Consider the following 15,470-nt stretch of genomic DNA (forward strand, 5'->3'; position numbering starts at 1 on the left):
TGTCGCCGGGGCGATCAAGAGCGCCTCTTCGGCCTGAAGTTACCCGTCGGTTTCTCGTGACTTCCTCGGCGTGCGGTCGTAGAACGTGTTCCCATTCGCTCACGAGTGAGGAAGATCACATGAGTGAACGCCCCCTGTCCGCCCAGGGAATTCACGGAGTCAGTCGCCGCCGCTTCCTGACCGGAACAGGTTCTGTTCTCGGCGCCGCCGCTCTCGCCGGCGGCCTCGCCACCCCGGCCCGCGCCGCGGTCCCGGGCCTCGACGTCTGTCCCATCCCCGACGGCTCCCACGTCCGCGCCCTCGTCGTCGGCACCGGGTACGGCGGCTCCGTCGCCGCCCTCCGCCTCGCACGTGCCGGCGTCGACGTCCACATGATCGAGATGGGCATGGCGTGGGACACCACCGGCCCCGACGGCAATGTCTTCGCCAACACCACCAAACCCGACTACCGCTCCTTCTGGCTGCGCACCCGAACCAAGCAGCCGCTGAGCCAGTTCCTCGGCTTCCCCCTCGACAAGGACGTGCCCCGCCACACCGGCATCCTCGACGCCGAGGAGTTCGCCGGCATCACCGTCTACCAGGGCCGCGGCATCGGCGGCGGCTCGCTCGTCAACGGCGGCATGGCCGTCACCCCGCTCCGCGAGCGCTTCCCGGCGATCCTCCCCACCGTCGACCCGGCCGAGATGTACGCCACCTACTACCCGCGCGCCAACGCGGGCCTGGGCGTCACCGGCGTGGACGTTTCCTGGTGGGAGAGCACGCCCGCCTACCAGTACGCCCGCGTGGGCCGCAAGCACGCCCAGCGCTCCGGCTTCCCCTTCCTCTTCGTGCCCAACGTCTACGACTGGGACTACATGAAGCAGGAGGCGGCCGGAACCGTACCGAAGTCGGCCCTGGCCGGCGAGGTCATCTACGGCAACAACCACGGCAAGAAGAGCCTCCAGAAGACCTACCTCGCCCAGGCCGCGGCCACCGGCCGGGTCACCGTCTCCGCCCTCCACCGCGTCACGTCGGTCACCCCGGCCGCCGCCGGCGGCTACACCGTCGCCATCGAGCAGATCGACACCACCGGCGCCACCCTCGCCACCAAGACCGTCCGCGCCGACCGCGTCTTCTTCGCCGCGGGCAGCGTCGGCACCAGCAAGCTCCTCACCCGCCTCAAGGCCACCGGAGCCCTGCCCGCCCTCAACGAGCACATCGGCAAGGGCTGGGGCGACAACGGCAACGTCATGTGCGGCCGGGCCAACCACATGTGGGACGCCACCGGGAAGCTCCAGTCCGCCATGCCCACCGCGGGCATCGACAACTGGGACGCCGGCGGGGCCTTCGCGGAGGTCGCCCCGCTGCCCACCGGCATCGAGACCTACGCCTCCTTCTACCTCTCCATCACCCGCACCCCGCACCGCGCCGAGTTCACCTGGAACCCGGCCACCGGCAAGGTCGACCTCAGTTGGAACCGCGCCTGGAAGCAGACCTCCATCGACATGGCGAAGTCCATCTTCGACAAGATCAACTCCAAGGAGGGGACGATCTACCGCACCGACCTCTTCGGCGCCTACAAGATCTGGGGCGACCACCTCACCTACCACCCGCTGGGCGGCGCCGTCCTCGACCGCGCCACCGACAACCACGGCCGCCTCCACGGCTACCAGGGCCTCTACGTCATCGACGGCTCCCTCATCCCCGGCAACGCCAGCGTCAACCCCTTCGTCACCATCACCGCCCTCGCCGAGCGCAACATCGAGCGCATCATCGCCGAGGACTTCTGAGCGTGCCCCGGAACGCGCCAGGGCCGGCCGGTCCGAGAACCGGCCGGCCCTTACCGGCACCCGCACTCCGGGCCGTCAGCCCGTCGGCAGCACGCACACCTCGTCGAGGCCCAGCACCCGGTTCAGCCGGCCGAAGGCCAGCCACGAGCCCAGGCTCATCGTCAGCTCCACGATCTCCGTCTGGCTGTAGTGCGCGGTCATCCGCTCCCAGAACTCCTCGTCCAGGCCGTGGTGGTCGAGCGCGTACCGCTCCGCGTACTCCGCGGCGAGACGCGTCCGGGCGTTGAAGGAGTCGGACACCTCCGTCGTCCGCCAGGCCGCGACCACCGCGTCGAAGCCCTCCTCGACCTTCTCGCCGTCCCGGTCCGTCCGCCAGTCCAGGCAGAAGCGGCAGCCGTTGATCTGCGCGATCCGCAGCCGCGCGGCCTCGAACTCGCGCAGCCCCAGGGTCGTGTGGGCGTACACCGACAGCGAGAAGTTCGCCGCCGCCATCCCGATCCCCGGGACCATGTCGCCCCACACGTACCCGATCGGCTCCTGCCCCTGGGGAATGTCGATGATCATCGTGCGCTCCTTCCCAGCTTGCCCGCCGCCGGGCGTATCGGCACGTCCAGCGCGTCGTAGAGCCCCGGCTCCGCCGCGGCCAGCCACTCGATCGCCCCGACCAGACGCCCGACCGCCGTGGCGTTCCCGCCGGCCGCCCGGTTCTCGTCCTCGTCGGTGGCGGCCACCGTCACCTCGATGCGCGGCCGGCCCTCGACGATCACCCGGTGCGCCCCGGCGCCGTCCGGCGGCGCCGGCCAGTCCGGCGCGCAGGACGGGTGGATCCGGGTCACGTGCTCGATCACGATCCGCGGCTCGCCGCCGACGATCCCCTGCACCTCGAAGCGGACCGCGCCCTGCGTGCCTTCCTCGAAGACGCCCATCGTCCGCGTCTTCACGGTCGTTTCGAGCGGCCGCCGGTCCACCGTCTCGCGGATCTCGTCCAGTTCGGCACCGAGCGCCCGCGCCATCAGCCGGATCTGACCGCCCCACACCATCGTCGGGACCGTGGGGAAGAGCATCGGAGGCTCGTGGTCGAGCGGCTTGCCCATCCCGATCAGCTCACGCACGGAGAACTCCTGCTCGTACGTCGAGTAGTCGAAGATCTCCTGGCAGCGGATCGCGTCCACGGTCGTGCCGAGTCCGCTGACCAGCAGCGGCAGCACGTCGTTGCCCCACCCGGGGTCCACCCCCGAGGTGAAGAGCGACCCGCCGCCCTCGGCGACCGCCGCCAGCACCGGATCGCGGAACTCCGGAGGCGCGTTGCGCGGGTCGTACAGCGGGTACAGCGACGGCGTCACGACCACCGCCCCCGCCGCGACCGCGCGCACCACGTCCTCCAGGGCCCCGTCCGGCCGCACGTCGCCGGAGGCCGCGTACACCACGGCCCCCGGCCGCTCCCCGAGGACCGCGCCGACGTCGTCGGTCGCGGCCACACCGAGGTTGTGCCCGAGCCCCGCGAGCGCCCCCGCGTCCCGGCCGACCTTCGCCGGGTCGGCGACGAGCACCGCCGAGAGTTCGAGCCCGGGATGGGCGTCCACGGCCCTGATCGCCGCCCGCCCGACATTTCCGGTTCCCCACACCACCGTCCGTATCATGCGCGGAGGGTAGCGCCGGGGGAGCGAGGTTCCCAGACCCGCGACACTCTGATCTGACGTTCAGTCAGATTCCTTCCCCGGTACGGAGGGACGGCCGAGCCGCAGGGTCACGAACGGGATCGTGTCACCCGGCAGCACATACCGCTCCACCTCCGTGAAGCCCCGCGCGAGGGCGAACCGCAGCCCCTCCTCGTTCGACGCCAGGACCACCGTCTCCACCCCCGCGTCGCTCAGCGTCCGGGCGTGCCCGAGCCCCCGCTCGTACAGCAGCGTCCCGTAGCCCCGCCGGCGGTGCTCCGGCAGGATCCGCGCGATCACGGTAGCCGCCGGCGTCTCCGCGTCCGGCGGCCGCACGGTGGAGCAGCCCACCGCCACCCCGCCCAGATACGCCACCTCCAGCCGGTTCCGTCCGGCTCGCTCCCGCACCTGCTCCTCCGACAGCACCGCCGTCGGAACGATCGCGTTGTGCACCGCCCGCCAGTCGGCCAGCTCCCGTTCGGACACCGCCGGGACCACCCGCGGCTCCCCGTACCCCTCGACTTCGCTCATCCCGGCACCTCACCGCACCCGCGCGCGGCGGTCAACCGCGTTCCGCGACGCCGCCGGCTCCTCCGTACGGGTGGGCCACGGCCCCGCCGCGCAGCGCCGCCCGCCGAACGGGTACGGATCGCTCCACTGCCCCCGGCCAGGAGGATGCCTTCCCATGCCCGCCTTCGTCCGCAAGGGCGCCCCCGCGTTCCTCGGCGCCGGCACCCTGTGCGCGGCCCTGCTGCTCACCGGCTGCGCGCACCCCGAAGCGCCCGCCCCGCCCCCGCCGTCCGCGTCCGCCGTCGCGAAGCCCTCCGCGTCACGCACCCCGGACGGGAACGCCGCGGCCACCGACGCCCGACCCGCCGCACCCCCGCGGATCCCCGGCCTCGGCCCCCTCACCCAGGCCCGCGTCCCCGACGGCACCACCCAGGCCCTCGTCGTCACCGGCGCCACCGAGAACAGCAACACCGCCGTCGTCACCCTCCACCAGCGTGCCTCCGGCGGCCGGTGGTACGAGGCAGCGGGGCCCTGGCCCGCGCACAACGCCCTCAAGGGCTGGACCGGCGACCACTCGGCCGGTGACCTGCGCACCCCCATCGGCGTCTACCGCATCGGCGACGCCGGCGGACGCCTGCCCGACCCCGGCGCCCGGATCCCGTACGACGAGGACCCCGAATTCGCCATCAGCGGCACCGGTTTCCTCGGCGAACCCCTCGAAGGCTCCTTCGACCACGTCATCGCCATCGACTACAACCGCGTCCCCGGCCGCACCCCGCTCGACAAGGAGCGGCCGCTCGGGGCGGGCAAGGGCGGCGGCGTCTGGATCCACGTCGACCACGGCGGCCCCACTCATGCGTGCGTCGCTCTCGGCCGCGACGACCTGCGCACCCTCCTGCTCGCCCTCGACCCGGCGGCCGAACCCGTCGTCGTCATGGGACCGGCCCGCGAACTCGCGCGCTGAGCAGCGGAGTTCGCGGGCCGGGCAGTGCCGCGGCGCGGGGTGCGCGATCGGCCCGGGGAGCGGTGGCGACCGCCCGCCGCCCCCGGTCCGGGCAGCGCTGCCGACCGCCCGCCGACCCGGCCCCGGGGAGCGGGATCAGCCGACCGCTCCCCGGAACGGCCCGGTGTGCAGCCGTACCTGATCCGGGGTCAGATAAGCCTCGGTGTACTCGAAGTCCCGCAGCGTCCCCGCCTTCGAGGCGAGGAACCCGGTCCGGACGTAGTCGTCCCCGGCCACCGCGTTCAGCAGCCAGTTCGTCATCACCCGGGTCTTGGCCACGTTGGTCCGCAGCGCCGCCCAGTGGTAGCCGCGCGCCACCGCCTGCGCGGCGGGCCCGTGCAGTTCGACGCCGAGCGGCTTCGACACCCCGTCCATCCCGCCCAGGTCCACCACCAGGCCCAGGTCCTTGTGGGTGTACGGGCGCAGCTCCTCGCCCCGCAGCGTCGCCACCAGATTGTCGGCGAGCGCCTTGCCCTGGCGCATCGCGTGCTGCGCGGTCGGCGGGCAGATCGCGCCCTCCTCGCCCTTCGCCAGGTCGGGCACCGCCGCGGCGTCGCCGAGTGCCCACACGCCCTCGACCCCGGGCACCCGCATCTCCGGCGTCGCCACCAGCCGGCCGCGCACGGTCTCCGCGCCGACCGTGGCCACGAGCGGGCTCGCGGCCACGCCGGCCGTCCAGATCAGCGTGCGGCAGGGCAGCACCCGGCCGTCCGTCAGGGTGACCGCCTCGTCGTCCACCGACGCCACCGACACCCCGAGCGAGACCTGGATGCCCCGCTTGGTGAGGATGTCCATGGCGGCCGCGCCGAGCTTGTCGCCGAGCTCGGGCATCAGCTTCGGCGCGATGTCCACCAGATGCCACTTGATGAGCGCCGGGTCGATCCGGGGGTACCGCTTGACGGCGTTGTGGGTGAGCAGCTGGAGGCAGGCGGCCGTCTCGGTCCCCGCGTACCCGCCGCCGACCACCACGAACTGGAGCCGTGCGGCCCGTTCGGCGTCGTCGTCGCTCGCGTCCGCCAGGTCGAGCTGGGCGATGACGTGGTCCCGGACGTAGACCGCCTCGGCCAGCGTCTTCATGCCGCGGGCGTGGTCGGCGAGTCCGGGGATGTCGAAGGTCCGGGTGACGCTGCCGGGGGCGAGCACCAGATGGTCGTACGGCTCCACGTCGAACTCGCCGGTGATCGTCCGCACCACCACGGCCTTCGCCGCCGTGTCCACGCCGACCGCGCCGCCCGGCACGATCCGCGTCCGGTGCTTCTGGCTGCGGCGCAGCGACAGCGCCACCGACTGCGGCGTCAGGACGCCGGCCGCCACCTGCGGGAGCAGCGGCAGGTAGAGCTGGTACGAGAAGGGCGAGAGCAGCGTGATGTGCGCCTCCCGCTCGGTGAGCCGCCGTTCGAGCCGCCTGACACAGCCCACGCCGGCGAAGCCGGCGCCCACCACGAGGATCCTCGGTCGCGTCACGCTTGCCGCCTTCCCTATGAGCGTGCAAAGTGCCTTCGCCTATGACTGCATAGGCACATGTGGCAATTTTTCGCTGACTATCCGTGGTTCACCCTTTTTATCGTCATTGCGGCGGGATCGCTCTTCGGCATGGTCCGCTTCGGTCCCGTGAAGCTCGGCGCGGCCGGAGTCCTCTTCGTCGGACTGCTGGTCGGCGCCCTGGACCCGGACGTGGGGCCCGCCGTCCCCGCCGGTCTCCCGGTCCTAGGCCTGGCGCTCTACGTCTACACGGTGGGCCTGGAGGCCGGACCGGCCTTCTTCCGGGAGCTGCGGCCCCAGCTGGCCGTGATGCTCGGCGCCGTCGTCGCCCTGGTCCTCACGGCCCTCGCCGTCGGGCTCGTCGGTCACGGACTGTTCGGCATCTCCGGCCCCTTCCTGGCCGGCGGTTACGCGGGCATCGGCACCACCACCCCTGGTCTCGCGGCCGCCCAGGCCGCCTCCGGCGACCCGTCCCAGGCCGCCACCGGTTATGCCATCGGCTACCCCCTCGCCGTCGTTCTCACCATCCTTTTCGTGGCGGCCGTCGCGGGCGTGCGGAACTGGCCCGGCCGCCGGGACCCGGGCACCGGCCTCCCCGACCGGCTCGTCAGCCGTACGGTGGACGTCACCGGGCCCGCCCGCTGGGCCGACGTCCCCGGTGTCGCCTCCGGCGAACTCCTCGCCAGCGCCCACCGCCCGGCCGGCTCCGTCGTGCACATCGTCACCGGCGATCCCGGCCCGCTCGCCCCCGGCGACGCCCTCGTCCTCGTCGGCGGCCCCGAGGCGGTCGCCGCCGGCGTCGCCGCGCTCGGCACCGAGGCGCCCGAGCACCTCCTCCACCACCGCGATGTCGTCGACTACCGCCGCATCCTGCTCACCAACCCCGACCTCGCCGCCCGTACGGTCGCCGAACTCGGCCTCGCCGACCGCTTCGGCGCCCGCGCGACCCGGGTCCGCCGCGGGGACCAGGAACTCCTCGCCCACGGCGACCTGGTGCTCCAGCTCGACGACCGGATCCGTGTGGCCATGCCCCGCGAGCGCTCCGCCGAGGTCTCCGCCTACCTGGGCGACACGGAGGCCAAGGTCAGCGAGGTCAGCGCGGTGAGCATGGGCCTCGGCCTCGCCGCCGGCTTCCTCATCGGCATCCCGAAGCTCACCCTGGGCTCGACGGTCCTCTCCCTCGGCACCGCGGCCGGCCCCCTCGTCATGGCGATGGTCCTCGGCCGGCTCCGCCGCACCGGCCCCCTCGTCTGGGTCCTGCCGACCCGCGCCAACCTGACCCTGCGCCAGATCGGCCTGCTCGTCTTCCTCGCCTGCGTCGGCCTGACCTCCGGCTACGCCTTCCGCCGCGACGCCTTCTCCCTCTTCGGCCTGAAGCTCCTCGCGGTCCTGTTCGTCGGCGCGGTCCTCAGCTACGCCCTGATGGTCCTGGTCTGCCGGCTCCTCGGCCAGAGCCGCCCCCGCACGATGGGCCTGCTCGCCGGGTACGTCGGCAATCCCGCGATCACCGCGTACGCCAACAGCAGGGTCTCCGACAGCCGGGTCAACACCGGCTACGCCACCCTCTTCGCCCTCGCCATCCTGGTGAAGATCGTCTGCATCCAGCTCATCGTCGGCCTCTGACCCCGGGCGCGCCCTCCGCCCCTCCGGGCCTCGGGCCTGTCGTCGGAAGGGAGTCCGACGACAGGCCCGAGGGCGCGGGTCAGTTCCCCCCGAGGCCCTCGCCGACCAGGGCGGTGATCAGCCGCCGCAGCGCGGGGCGGGGGTCGGGGGAGTCCGGCCACGTGGTCATCAGCAGGTGATGGCCCGTGCCGACCAGGGCGAGGGCCACGACGGCCGGGTCGACGGTCGACGGGACGCGGCCGAGTCCGCGCTCGGCCTCCAGATAGCCGGCTACGGCCTCCTCGACCGCCGCGAAGCCCGGGGCACCGGCCTCCAGCGCCTCGCGGACCCGGAGCGCGGCGGCGGGGCGGGCCATGGCGAGGCCGGAGACGGCCGGGCCGCCCGAGTCGAAGAGGGCGAGCACGACGGTGTCGAGGTTCCCCGCGACCGTGCCCCGGCCCGCCTGCCCGGCCAGCGCCCGCGCCTTCACGGCCGTACGGGCGAAGCGGTCGAGGCACAGCTCGGCCACGAACTCGTCGAACCCCGCGAAGTGGGTGTGCAGCAGCCCCTTCGCGCAGCCCGCCTCGGTGGTCACGGCGCGGCTGGTCAGCGCGCCGGGCCCGTCCCTCTCCACGACGCGCTCGGCCGCCGCGAACAGCCGCTCGCGCACGTCCGGCGTCGTCACTCCACGCGGTGACATGAGCCTGCCGCCTCCCCTCGTACCCAGCCCGTCCGACGGAGCGATCGTAATCGGGATTGCCCGAATGGGCACGCGCCCATACTGTGGTCCGACAGAGAATGGGCACGCGCCCATTCGAGTTTTCGCCCCTGCCCCAGCCCCGCCCGTCCACGGAGGACATCGTGACCACCATCGTCAACACCGATCAGGACCAGGCGTGGAACGGCCCCGAGGGCGCCCACTGGGCCCGCCACCAGGACCGCTGGAACGCCGTCAACGACGGCTTCAACACCCCGCTGCTCGACGCCGCCGGCATCGCCGACGGACACCGCACCCTCGACATCGGCTGCGGCGCCGGCCACACCACCCGGCTCGCCGCCCTCCGCGCCCCGCACGGCCACGCCCTCGGCCTCGACCTCTCCGGGCCGATGCTCGCCGAGGCCCGCGCACGCGCCGCGGCCCACGGCATCCGCAACGTCACCTTCACCCGGGGCGACGCCCAGACCCACCCCTTCGGGCAGAGCGCCGAGGGTCCGTTCGACGCGGCGATCAGCCGGTACGGCGCCATGTTCTTCACCGACCCCGAGGCCGCCTTCGGGAACATCGGCCGGGCCCTGCGCCCCGGCGGGCGCCTCGCCCTCGTCTGCCCCTCCGACCCGGAGCGCAACGACTGGGTGACCGCCATGACCTCGCTGCGCGGCATCCTCCCCGTCGGGGACTTCGGGCGAGCGGGTCTGCCGGGCATGTTCTCCCTCGCCGCCCCCGACCGCGTGCGGGCCGTCCTGGCCGCCGCCGGCTTCGCCGGCGTCGTGATCGAGGAGACCCGGGCGTACGGCACCTGGGGCCGGGACGCGGCCGACGCGGCGGACTTCTTGCTGGCCACCGGCCCCGGCCGGCACCTGATGGACGGCGCCGACGAGCCCGCGCGGGCCCGCGCCCGCGCCGCCCTCACCGAGCACCTCCGGGCCCACGAGACGGGCGACGGCACGGTCCGGCTGCTGAGCACGGCGTGGCTGGTGACGGCGGAGCGGCCCTGACCCACGCCAGGACGCCGGCGGCGAGCGGAAGGACGCCGACCGGTGGGGCGGCGACCGGAGGGCGGGAAGCGGCACGCGGGGGGTGGAGCGCGCGGACCAGAGGACCAAAGGACTGGAGGCCCAGAGGCCCAGAGGCCCAGAGGCCCAGAGGACTGGAGGACTAGAGGACGACGACGCCGAGCGGCCGGGAGCCGGCCGCGAGGCGCTTCACCTCACCCGAGGCGAGATCGACGACGCTCAGGCCGTCCCAGTACCCGTCCCGCGTGAAGCCGCCGGTCACATAGGCGGTCCTGCCGTCCTTCGACACGGCCACGTCCTCGTGCGGACCGTCGAGCGGGTACACCCGCTCGACGCCCTCGGGCGACCGCACGGTCAGTGAGGGGCCCCGGTCCTCGCTCGGGTCGATCGGCCCGGTGCCGACGGCGAAGAGCGTGCCGTCGGGCGTGACAGCGGCCCCGTGCTGGTGGGTGTTCGCGGTCATGGACTCGATCTCGACCCGCCCGCTCGCCGGGTCGACGACGGCGAGCCGCTCGCCCTCGAACGGCAGCAGCAGCTTCCCGTCCGACGGACGGACGGCGGTGTAGTGCGGCTTCAGCCAGGAGCCGAGCCCGCCCTCCGTGCCGTACGGGGCGACCTCGACGCGCCGGACGTCGAGCGAGTCCGTGTCGACGACCGTCACGTCGAAGGAGTCGTGGTTCGTCGCGTACACGGCGGAGCCGTCCCGGCTCACGTCCACGTCGAAGGGCCGCCGGCCCACGCCCACGACCTCCACGACCTCGAGGGACGCGGTGTCGATCACCTCCAGGGCGCCCTCGCCGCCGGGGACGTTCACCCCCACGTACACCCGCTTCCCGTCGGGCGACAGGGCGATGCCCATGCCGCCGCCCCGGTACTCGCCGGTGGTCGCCGGTCCGGTGTCCGTGCGGTACGGGACGAGGGCCAGCCGCTTCCGGGCGGTGGTGTCCACGACGGCGACGCCCTCGGCGGTCGCGACCCAGGCCCGCCCGTCCTTCCCGAGGGCCATTCCGTACGGCGCCGTCCCCGCCTTCACGGAGCCGGTCGCCCCGCGCTCCGGGTCCACGAACGTCACGGTGTCCGACCCGAAGTCGCTGACGAGCAGCGTCCCGGCCGTCGGTCCGGCACCGCCGGAGGCCGTTCCCGACGGCGCGGGACCGGTGGACGGCGGGGGAGTGACGGTGGCCGTGGGACCCGTCTGCGCGGCGGCGGCGGGAGCCTCTTCGGCCTGGGCGCATCCCGACACCAGGACCACGGCGACGGCCGCGGGCAGCAGCGCGCGAGCGGTACGGGACGGGCGGCGGATCTTCGTCATCTCGGGCTCCTCGGTACGGGACAGGAGGAGGACACCGCGCGAACGGCCCCTCCCGTACTCCGATCCTCCGGCGCCCCGGGCCCCGCCCCCTCGCCCGCCCGTCCACGGCCCCCGAGCCCATCGGTGGACCCGGGGGTCCACCGATCGGATGACCCGGCGCACCGCACCGGAAGCGCCGGGTCCGCGGCCGGTCCCGGCCGGGCGGCGGTGGCCGCCGGCCCACCGGTCCGGCTCAGCCCTGCGGCAGCGACCGCATCGCGACGATTCCGGCGTGGGGCCCGCCCGGGCCGCCCTGGCCCTGGCCCTGACCCGGGACCGGACCGGCGCCCTGCAGGCCCGCGGGACCCGGCAGCGCGGCGGGACCGGTCGGACCCGGCTGTCCGGGCACCGGCTGACCGGGAACCCCCGGAAGCCCCTGGCCCTGCATCCCGGGCTGCCCGCCCTGCATGCCCGGCTGCCCGCCCTGCATCCCGGGGTTCTGCATCCCCGGCTGGCCCATGCCTTGCTGGCCCGGCATCCCCGGCCGGCCCATGCCCGGCTGACCCATGCCCGGCTGCCCCTGCATGCCCGGCTGGCCCGGCATCCCGTGCTGGCCCGGCATGCCGGGCTGGCCGTGCATCCCCGGCTGGCCGGGCTGCTGGCCGTGCATCCCCTGCGCGCCTGGCATCCCGGGCATGCCCGGGGGTGCTCCGACCCCCATCGGCTGCTGCTGCGGCGCGGCCGGGGGAAGCTTGATGTACCGGCTCAGGTCCCGCAGCACGTCCTCCGCGGTCTGGCGCACGTCACCGGGAACGTCCCCCCGCTCCCGTATGAGCTGGGCGTAGATCGGTGCGGTGCCGTCCGCGTGGTTCATGGGGTCCGTCGCTTCCTGTCAGCTGAGTCGGTGCCGGGCACCGGCGGGCAGACGGCGAGTCTACGGGGAAGCACCGACACCCCGTGGCGCGGGGAGCCCGCCGTCACCCGGCCGGGCGGCCCGGCGGGCGCCCCCCGGACGGCCCCGGGCACACCCCCGCCCGTGTCAGGATCGAGGGATGCTCGAAAAGATCATCGCCGCCTGCGACGGCGCGTCCAAGGGAAATCCCGGCCCCGCCGCCTGGGCCTGGGTCATCGGCCGGGCGGACGGCACCGTCGACCGCTGGGAGGCGGGCCCGCTGGGCCGCGCCACCAACAACGTGGCCGAACTCACTGCCCTGGAAAGGCTTCTGGAGACCCTGGATCCCGCGGCGCCCGCGGAGATCCGGATGGACTCCCAGTACGCCATGAAGGCCGTCACCACCTGGCTCCCCGGCTGGCGCCGCAAGGGCTGGAAGACCGCCGCCGGAACCCCGGTCGCCAACAAGGACCTCGTCGTCCGGATCGACGCCCTGCTCACCGGCCGGGACGTCGACTTCGTCTACACCCCCGCGCACCAGGCCGACGGCGACCCCCTCAACGACGCCGCCGACCGGGCCGCCAGTCACAGCGCCCGCACCCAGGAGCCGCTGGGCTCGGACGCCGGTTCGGCGCTTCCCGATCCCGAGCCGGCGTCCGCACGCTCCTCCGCGCCCCGCGCGCCCCGGAACCGCGCCTCCGCGCCGGGTGGATCCGGGGCCTCCGGGGCCCGCCGGAGTCGCCCGTCCGGCGGCACCCTGAAGGCCAAGTTTCCGGGCCGCTGCCGGTGTGGGCGTGCCTATGACAAGGGGGAGAACATCGCCAAGAACGCGGAGGGCTGGGGGCATCCCACCTGCGTCTGAGCGCTGACGACGTCCGAGGGGCGGGCGACGCTGTCCGCCCCCTGAGACCGCCTTCCGCACCCCTCCGCGAGGCTTCACCCGAGCGTGGATCCAGGTTCTCCCGAGGTTCTGTTCTCAGAGCTGTTGTGGCTGCATACTGTTCCTCCTCGCACCTGGTGACGAACCGTTTTGCCTGCTCATCCGACGTCTCTCGACGTGAATCGGCACCCGGCGAGATTCCCCCCTTCACTTCCGGCGCACAGCGTCGTGACGGAAGTGACCCCTGCCCGTGAAAGACCCGAGGTTCCGTGCCAGTACCTGTTCTCCTGACCGGGCGCTCCGTGCGCCTGGAGCCGCTGGCGATGCGGCACGCCGAAGCCCTTGCGCGGGCCGGCGAGGCGGACCGATCGGCCTACGCCTTCACTCCCGTGCCCGACGGCCTGGAATCCGCGCTCGACTACATCGCCCGCGCCCTGGCCGAACAGGCCGCCGGGCGCTGTCTGCCCTTCGCCCTGGTCAGTACCGCCGACGACCGGGTGATCGGCTCCACACGCTTCCTCGAACTCGACTACTGGCGGGGGCCGCTGGTGTGGCCCCCGACCCCGGGCCATCCCCACGGGGATCCGCTCACCGCGATCCCCGACGCCGCCGAGATCGGCAACACCTGGATCGCGGGCGACGCCCGGGGCACCGGCGTCAACACCGAGGCCAAGCTGCTCATGCTCCGCCACGCCTTCGAGAGCTGGGGCGTCCGCCGGATCACCTTCCGCGCCGACGCCCGCAACACCCGCTCGCGGGTCGCCATCGAACGCCTCGGCGCCACCTGCGAGGGCACCCGCAGGGCGCACTCGCGCGGCCTCGACGGCGCCGTCCGGGACACGGCCTTCTACTCGATCCTCGACGAGGAATGGCCCACCGTGCGGGACATCATCGAGTTGCGGCTCAGTGCTCCCCGCCGGAGCCGGGTCCTCCAGGACCTCCTCCCGGCTTGACCCGACCGGACCCGGCCTGACCGGACCGGACCCGCGCCGCCCGCTCTGCGGGCGGCGCGGTGGGGTGTTTTCATGGAAGTGACGGGAAGGACTCCGTGCGAGGACACGGAGTAGCGGCTCTCGAAGGCCGTGCACCGTGCAATCAGGATCCGCGAGAAGCGGGTGAGTCCTTCCCGCCCCGTTCTTCCCCTTTCCCCGACGTCCGTGTGCCCGCGCCCGACGACGCTCCCCGGGGCGGGAGAGGGAGGCGTTCCCATGAGCGGTGGCGCGTGGACGGTCCTTGCCGTGGCGGGCGTCACGGCCGCCTACGCCCTCGGCTCACGGCGCCTCGCCTCGACACCGGTCTCCTCCGCGATCGTCTTCACGGGCTGCGGCGTCCTCCTCGGCCCCGCCGTCCTCGGAGTGGTCGCGACCGACGAGGCCGGTCCGATCACGGCACTCCTGGAGGCCGCCCTCACACTGGTGCTCTTCACCGACGCCATGGCCGTCCGCCGCCGCGACCTCACCCTCGGCGGATTCCTGCCCCGCAGGCTCCTCGGCATCGGACTCCTCCTGAGCATCGCGATCGGCTGGCTGCTCGCCGCACCGCTCTTCCCCGCCCTCACCGTCTGGGAGCTCGCGCTCCTCGGCGTCGTCCTGGCGCCCACCGACGCCGCGCTCGGCAAGACCGCGATCTCCGACCAGCGGGTCCCGCGCCTCGTCCGCCAGGGTCTGAACGTCGAGAGCGGGCTCAACGACGGCATGGTCCTCCCCTTCTTCGTCGTCTTCCTCGCCGCCGTCCCCGGCACCTCGTACGCCGCCGAGGGCGTGGCCGGCACCTTCTGGCGCTCCCTGCTCCTCAGCACCGTCCTGGGCCTGCTGGCGGGCGGCGTCGCCGGACGGCTGCTCCAGGCGGCCCGGGCCCGCGGCTGGATCACCCGGGAATGGCGCCACGTCTACGTCCTCGCCGTCGCCGCCGCCTCCTACGAACTGGCCGTCGTCGTCGACGGCAGCGGCTTCATCGCCGCCTGGGTCGCCGGCTTCGCCTTCGGCCACGCCCTGCGGAACCACCCCGCGGGCACCCCGGAGCCCACCGCGCCCGGCCGCGACGAGGCCCGGGACACCACCCCCGAACTCGCCGAGGACCTCGGCGGCCTCCTCGCCTCGATCGCCCTGCTCCTCTTCGGCGCCGTCCTGCTCGGCCCCGCGCTCCAGCACCTGACCTGGCAGATCGTCCTCTACGCCGTCCTCAGCCTCACCGTGGTCCGGCTCGTCCCCGTCGCTCTCTCCCTGCTCGGCAGCGGTCTGCGCCCGCCGACGGTTCTCTACGTCGGGTGGTTCGGCCCCCGCGGCCTCGCCTCCGTCGTACTGGGACTGCTGGTCGCCGAGGAGCACGTCGCCGGCACCGAGCTGCTGGGCCGGATCGTGGCCGTCACGGTCGCCCTCAGCGTCCTCCTCCACGGCGCCACGGCCCCGGCGCTCGCGGGCGCGTACGGAGCCTGGTACCGCCGTGCCGCCGCGGCCGCCCACGGCACGCTGCGGGAGTCCGCCGAGGTCCCGGAGGCCGGGGGCCGCCGCCGCATGGGCCGCCTCGACCGGCCCACCCCGTAACCGCACGTCTCAGCCCGCCCCGGCTCCCCGCTGCGCCTTCCGCCCTCCGGGACGACCATGGAGGGAAGCACGGGTACGGCAGCCGGGCCCGTACTCCGCGGAACGA

14 protein-coding genes are annotated in these 15,470 nt (G+C 73.9%); 7 read left to right on the forward strand and 7 right to left on the reverse strand.

The genetic code is table 11. The annotated features are described in order from the left end of the window. Window positions 1-119 precede the first annotated feature (119 nt). Window positions 120-1,769: a GMC oxidoreductase gene (locus tag ACF1BN_RS07125; RefSeq protein WP_392330565.1), complete on the forward strand. Its 1,650-nt coding sequence runs from the start codon at window positions 120-122 to the stop codon at window positions 1,767-1,769. A 75-nt stretch (window positions 1,770-1,844) separates the two neighbouring features. Here ACF1BN_RS07125 and ACF1BN_RS07130 read toward each other — a convergent pair whose 3' ends face one another. The 3 genes from ACF1BN_RS07130 to ACF1BN_RS07140 are packed head-to-tail and all read right to left on the reverse strand — an operon-like array spanning window position 1,845 to window position 3,958. Then, window positions 1,845-2,333 carry a carboxymuconolactone decarboxylase family protein gene (locus ACF1BN_RS07130; protein ID WP_392330566.1) on the reverse strand — a complete coding sequence of 163 codons (489 nt, stop codon included), beginning with the start codon at window positions 2,331-2,333 and terminating at the stop codon, window positions 1,845-1,847. Further along, window positions 2,330-3,409 carry a dihydrodipicolinate reductase gene (locus ACF1BN_RS07135; protein WP_392330567.1) on the reverse strand — a complete coding sequence of 360 codons (1,080 nt, stop codon included), beginning with the start codon at window positions 3,407-3,409 and terminating at the stop codon, window positions 2,330-2,332. The genes ACF1BN_RS07130 and ACF1BN_RS07135 overlap by 4 nt, the downstream gene beginning before the upstream one ends. 60 nt (window positions 3,410-3,469) lie before the next feature. After that, on the reverse strand, window positions 3,470-3,958 hold the full coding sequence (locus tag ACF1BN_RS07140; RefSeq protein WP_392330568.1) for a GNAT family N-acetyltransferase: 489 nt from the start codon (window positions 3,956-3,958) through the stop codon (window positions 3,470-3,472). Between the two features lie 154 nt (window positions 3,959-4,112). Here ACF1BN_RS07140 and ACF1BN_RS07145 point away from each other — a divergent pair, with 154 nt between their 5' ends. Next, complete coding sequence (locus tag ACF1BN_RS07145; protein ID WP_392330569.1) at window positions 4,113-4,901, forward strand: L,D-transpeptidase family protein; 789 nt, start codon at window positions 4,113-4,115, stop codon at window positions 4,899-4,901. A 135-nt stretch (window positions 4,902-5,036) separates the two neighbouring features. On the opposite strand, the gene ACF1BN_RS07150 is transcribed toward ACF1BN_RS07145, so the two are convergent. Further along, entirely contained in the window at window positions 5,037-6,404 is a 1,368-nt protein-coding gene (locus tag ACF1BN_RS07150; RefSeq protein ID WP_392330570.1) for an NAD(P)/FAD-dependent oxidoreductase, read from the reverse strand. A 57-nt stretch (window positions 6,405-6,461) separates the two neighbouring features. Here ACF1BN_RS07150 and ACF1BN_RS07155 point away from each other — a divergent pair, with 57 nt between their 5' ends. Beyond that, window positions 6,462-8,045, forward strand: coding sequence for an aspartate:alanine exchanger family transporter (locus ACF1BN_RS07155; protein WP_392330571.1), 1,584 nt, complete (start codon window positions 6,462-6,464; stop codon window positions 8,043-8,045). Window positions 8,046-8,124: 79 nt separating this feature from the next. Here ACF1BN_RS07155 and ACF1BN_RS07160 read toward each other — a convergent pair whose 3' ends face one another. After that, entirely contained in the window at window positions 8,125-8,724 is a 600-nt protein-coding gene (locus ACF1BN_RS07160) for a TetR family transcriptional regulator (RefSeq protein WP_392330572.1), read from the reverse strand. 161 nt (window positions 8,725-8,885) lie between these two features. Between ACF1BN_RS07160 and ACF1BN_RS07165 the strand changes: the two genes are divergently transcribed. Then, the gene (locus ACF1BN_RS07165) at window positions 8,886-9,740 is read left to right on the forward strand and encodes a class I SAM-dependent methyltransferase (protein WP_392330573.1); all 855 of its coding nucleotides are present in this window, start codon (window positions 8,886-8,888) and stop codon (window positions 9,738-9,740) included. Window positions 9,741-9,900: 160 nt separating this feature from the next. Here the strand turns inward: ACF1BN_RS07165 and ACF1BN_RS07170 are convergent, their stop codons facing one another. Both ACF1BN_RS07170 and ACF1BN_RS07175 read right to left on the reverse strand, forming a co-directional pair. After that, the gene (locus ACF1BN_RS07170) at window positions 9,901-11,070 is read right to left on the reverse strand and encodes a YncE family protein (protein WP_392330574.1); all 1,170 of its coding nucleotides are present in this window, start codon (window positions 11,068-11,070) and stop codon (window positions 9,901-9,903) included. Window positions 11,071-11,302: 232 nt separating this feature from the next. Continuing rightward, on the reverse strand, window positions 11,303-11,923 hold the full coding sequence (locus ACF1BN_RS07175) for a hypothetical protein (protein WP_392330575.1): 621 nt from the start codon (window positions 11,921-11,923) through the stop codon (window positions 11,303-11,305). A gap of 178 nt (window positions 11,924-12,101) precedes the next feature. On the opposite strand from ACF1BN_RS07175, the gene ACF1BN_RS07180 reads away from it, so the two are divergent. From ACF1BN_RS07180 to ACF1BN_RS07190, 3 genes are all read left to right on the forward strand, one after another. Then, entirely contained in the window at window positions 12,102-12,803 is a 702-nt protein-coding gene (locus tag ACF1BN_RS07180; RefSeq protein ID WP_392330576.1) for a ribonuclease H, read from the forward strand. Between the two features lie 287 nt (window positions 12,804-13,090). After that, window positions 13,091-13,774 (forward strand): GNAT family N-acetyltransferase, encoded by a 684-nt coding sequence (locus ACF1BN_RS07185; RefSeq protein ID WP_376606190.1) that lies wholly within the window; start codon window positions 13,091-13,093, stop codon window positions 13,772-13,774. Window positions 13,775-14,029: 255 nt separating this feature from the next. Then, window positions 14,030-15,364, forward strand: coding sequence for a cation:proton antiporter (locus tag ACF1BN_RS07190; protein WP_392330577.1), 1,335 nt, complete (start codon window positions 14,030-14,032; stop codon window positions 15,362-15,364). The last annotated feature ends 106 nt before the right edge of the window (window positions 15,365-15,470 follow it).

Origin of the sequence: Streptomyces sp. NPDC014861 (genome assembly GCF_043081625.1) — a bacterium.
GTDB lineage: Bacteria > Actinomycetota > Actinomycetes > Streptomycetales > Streptomycetaceae > Streptomyces.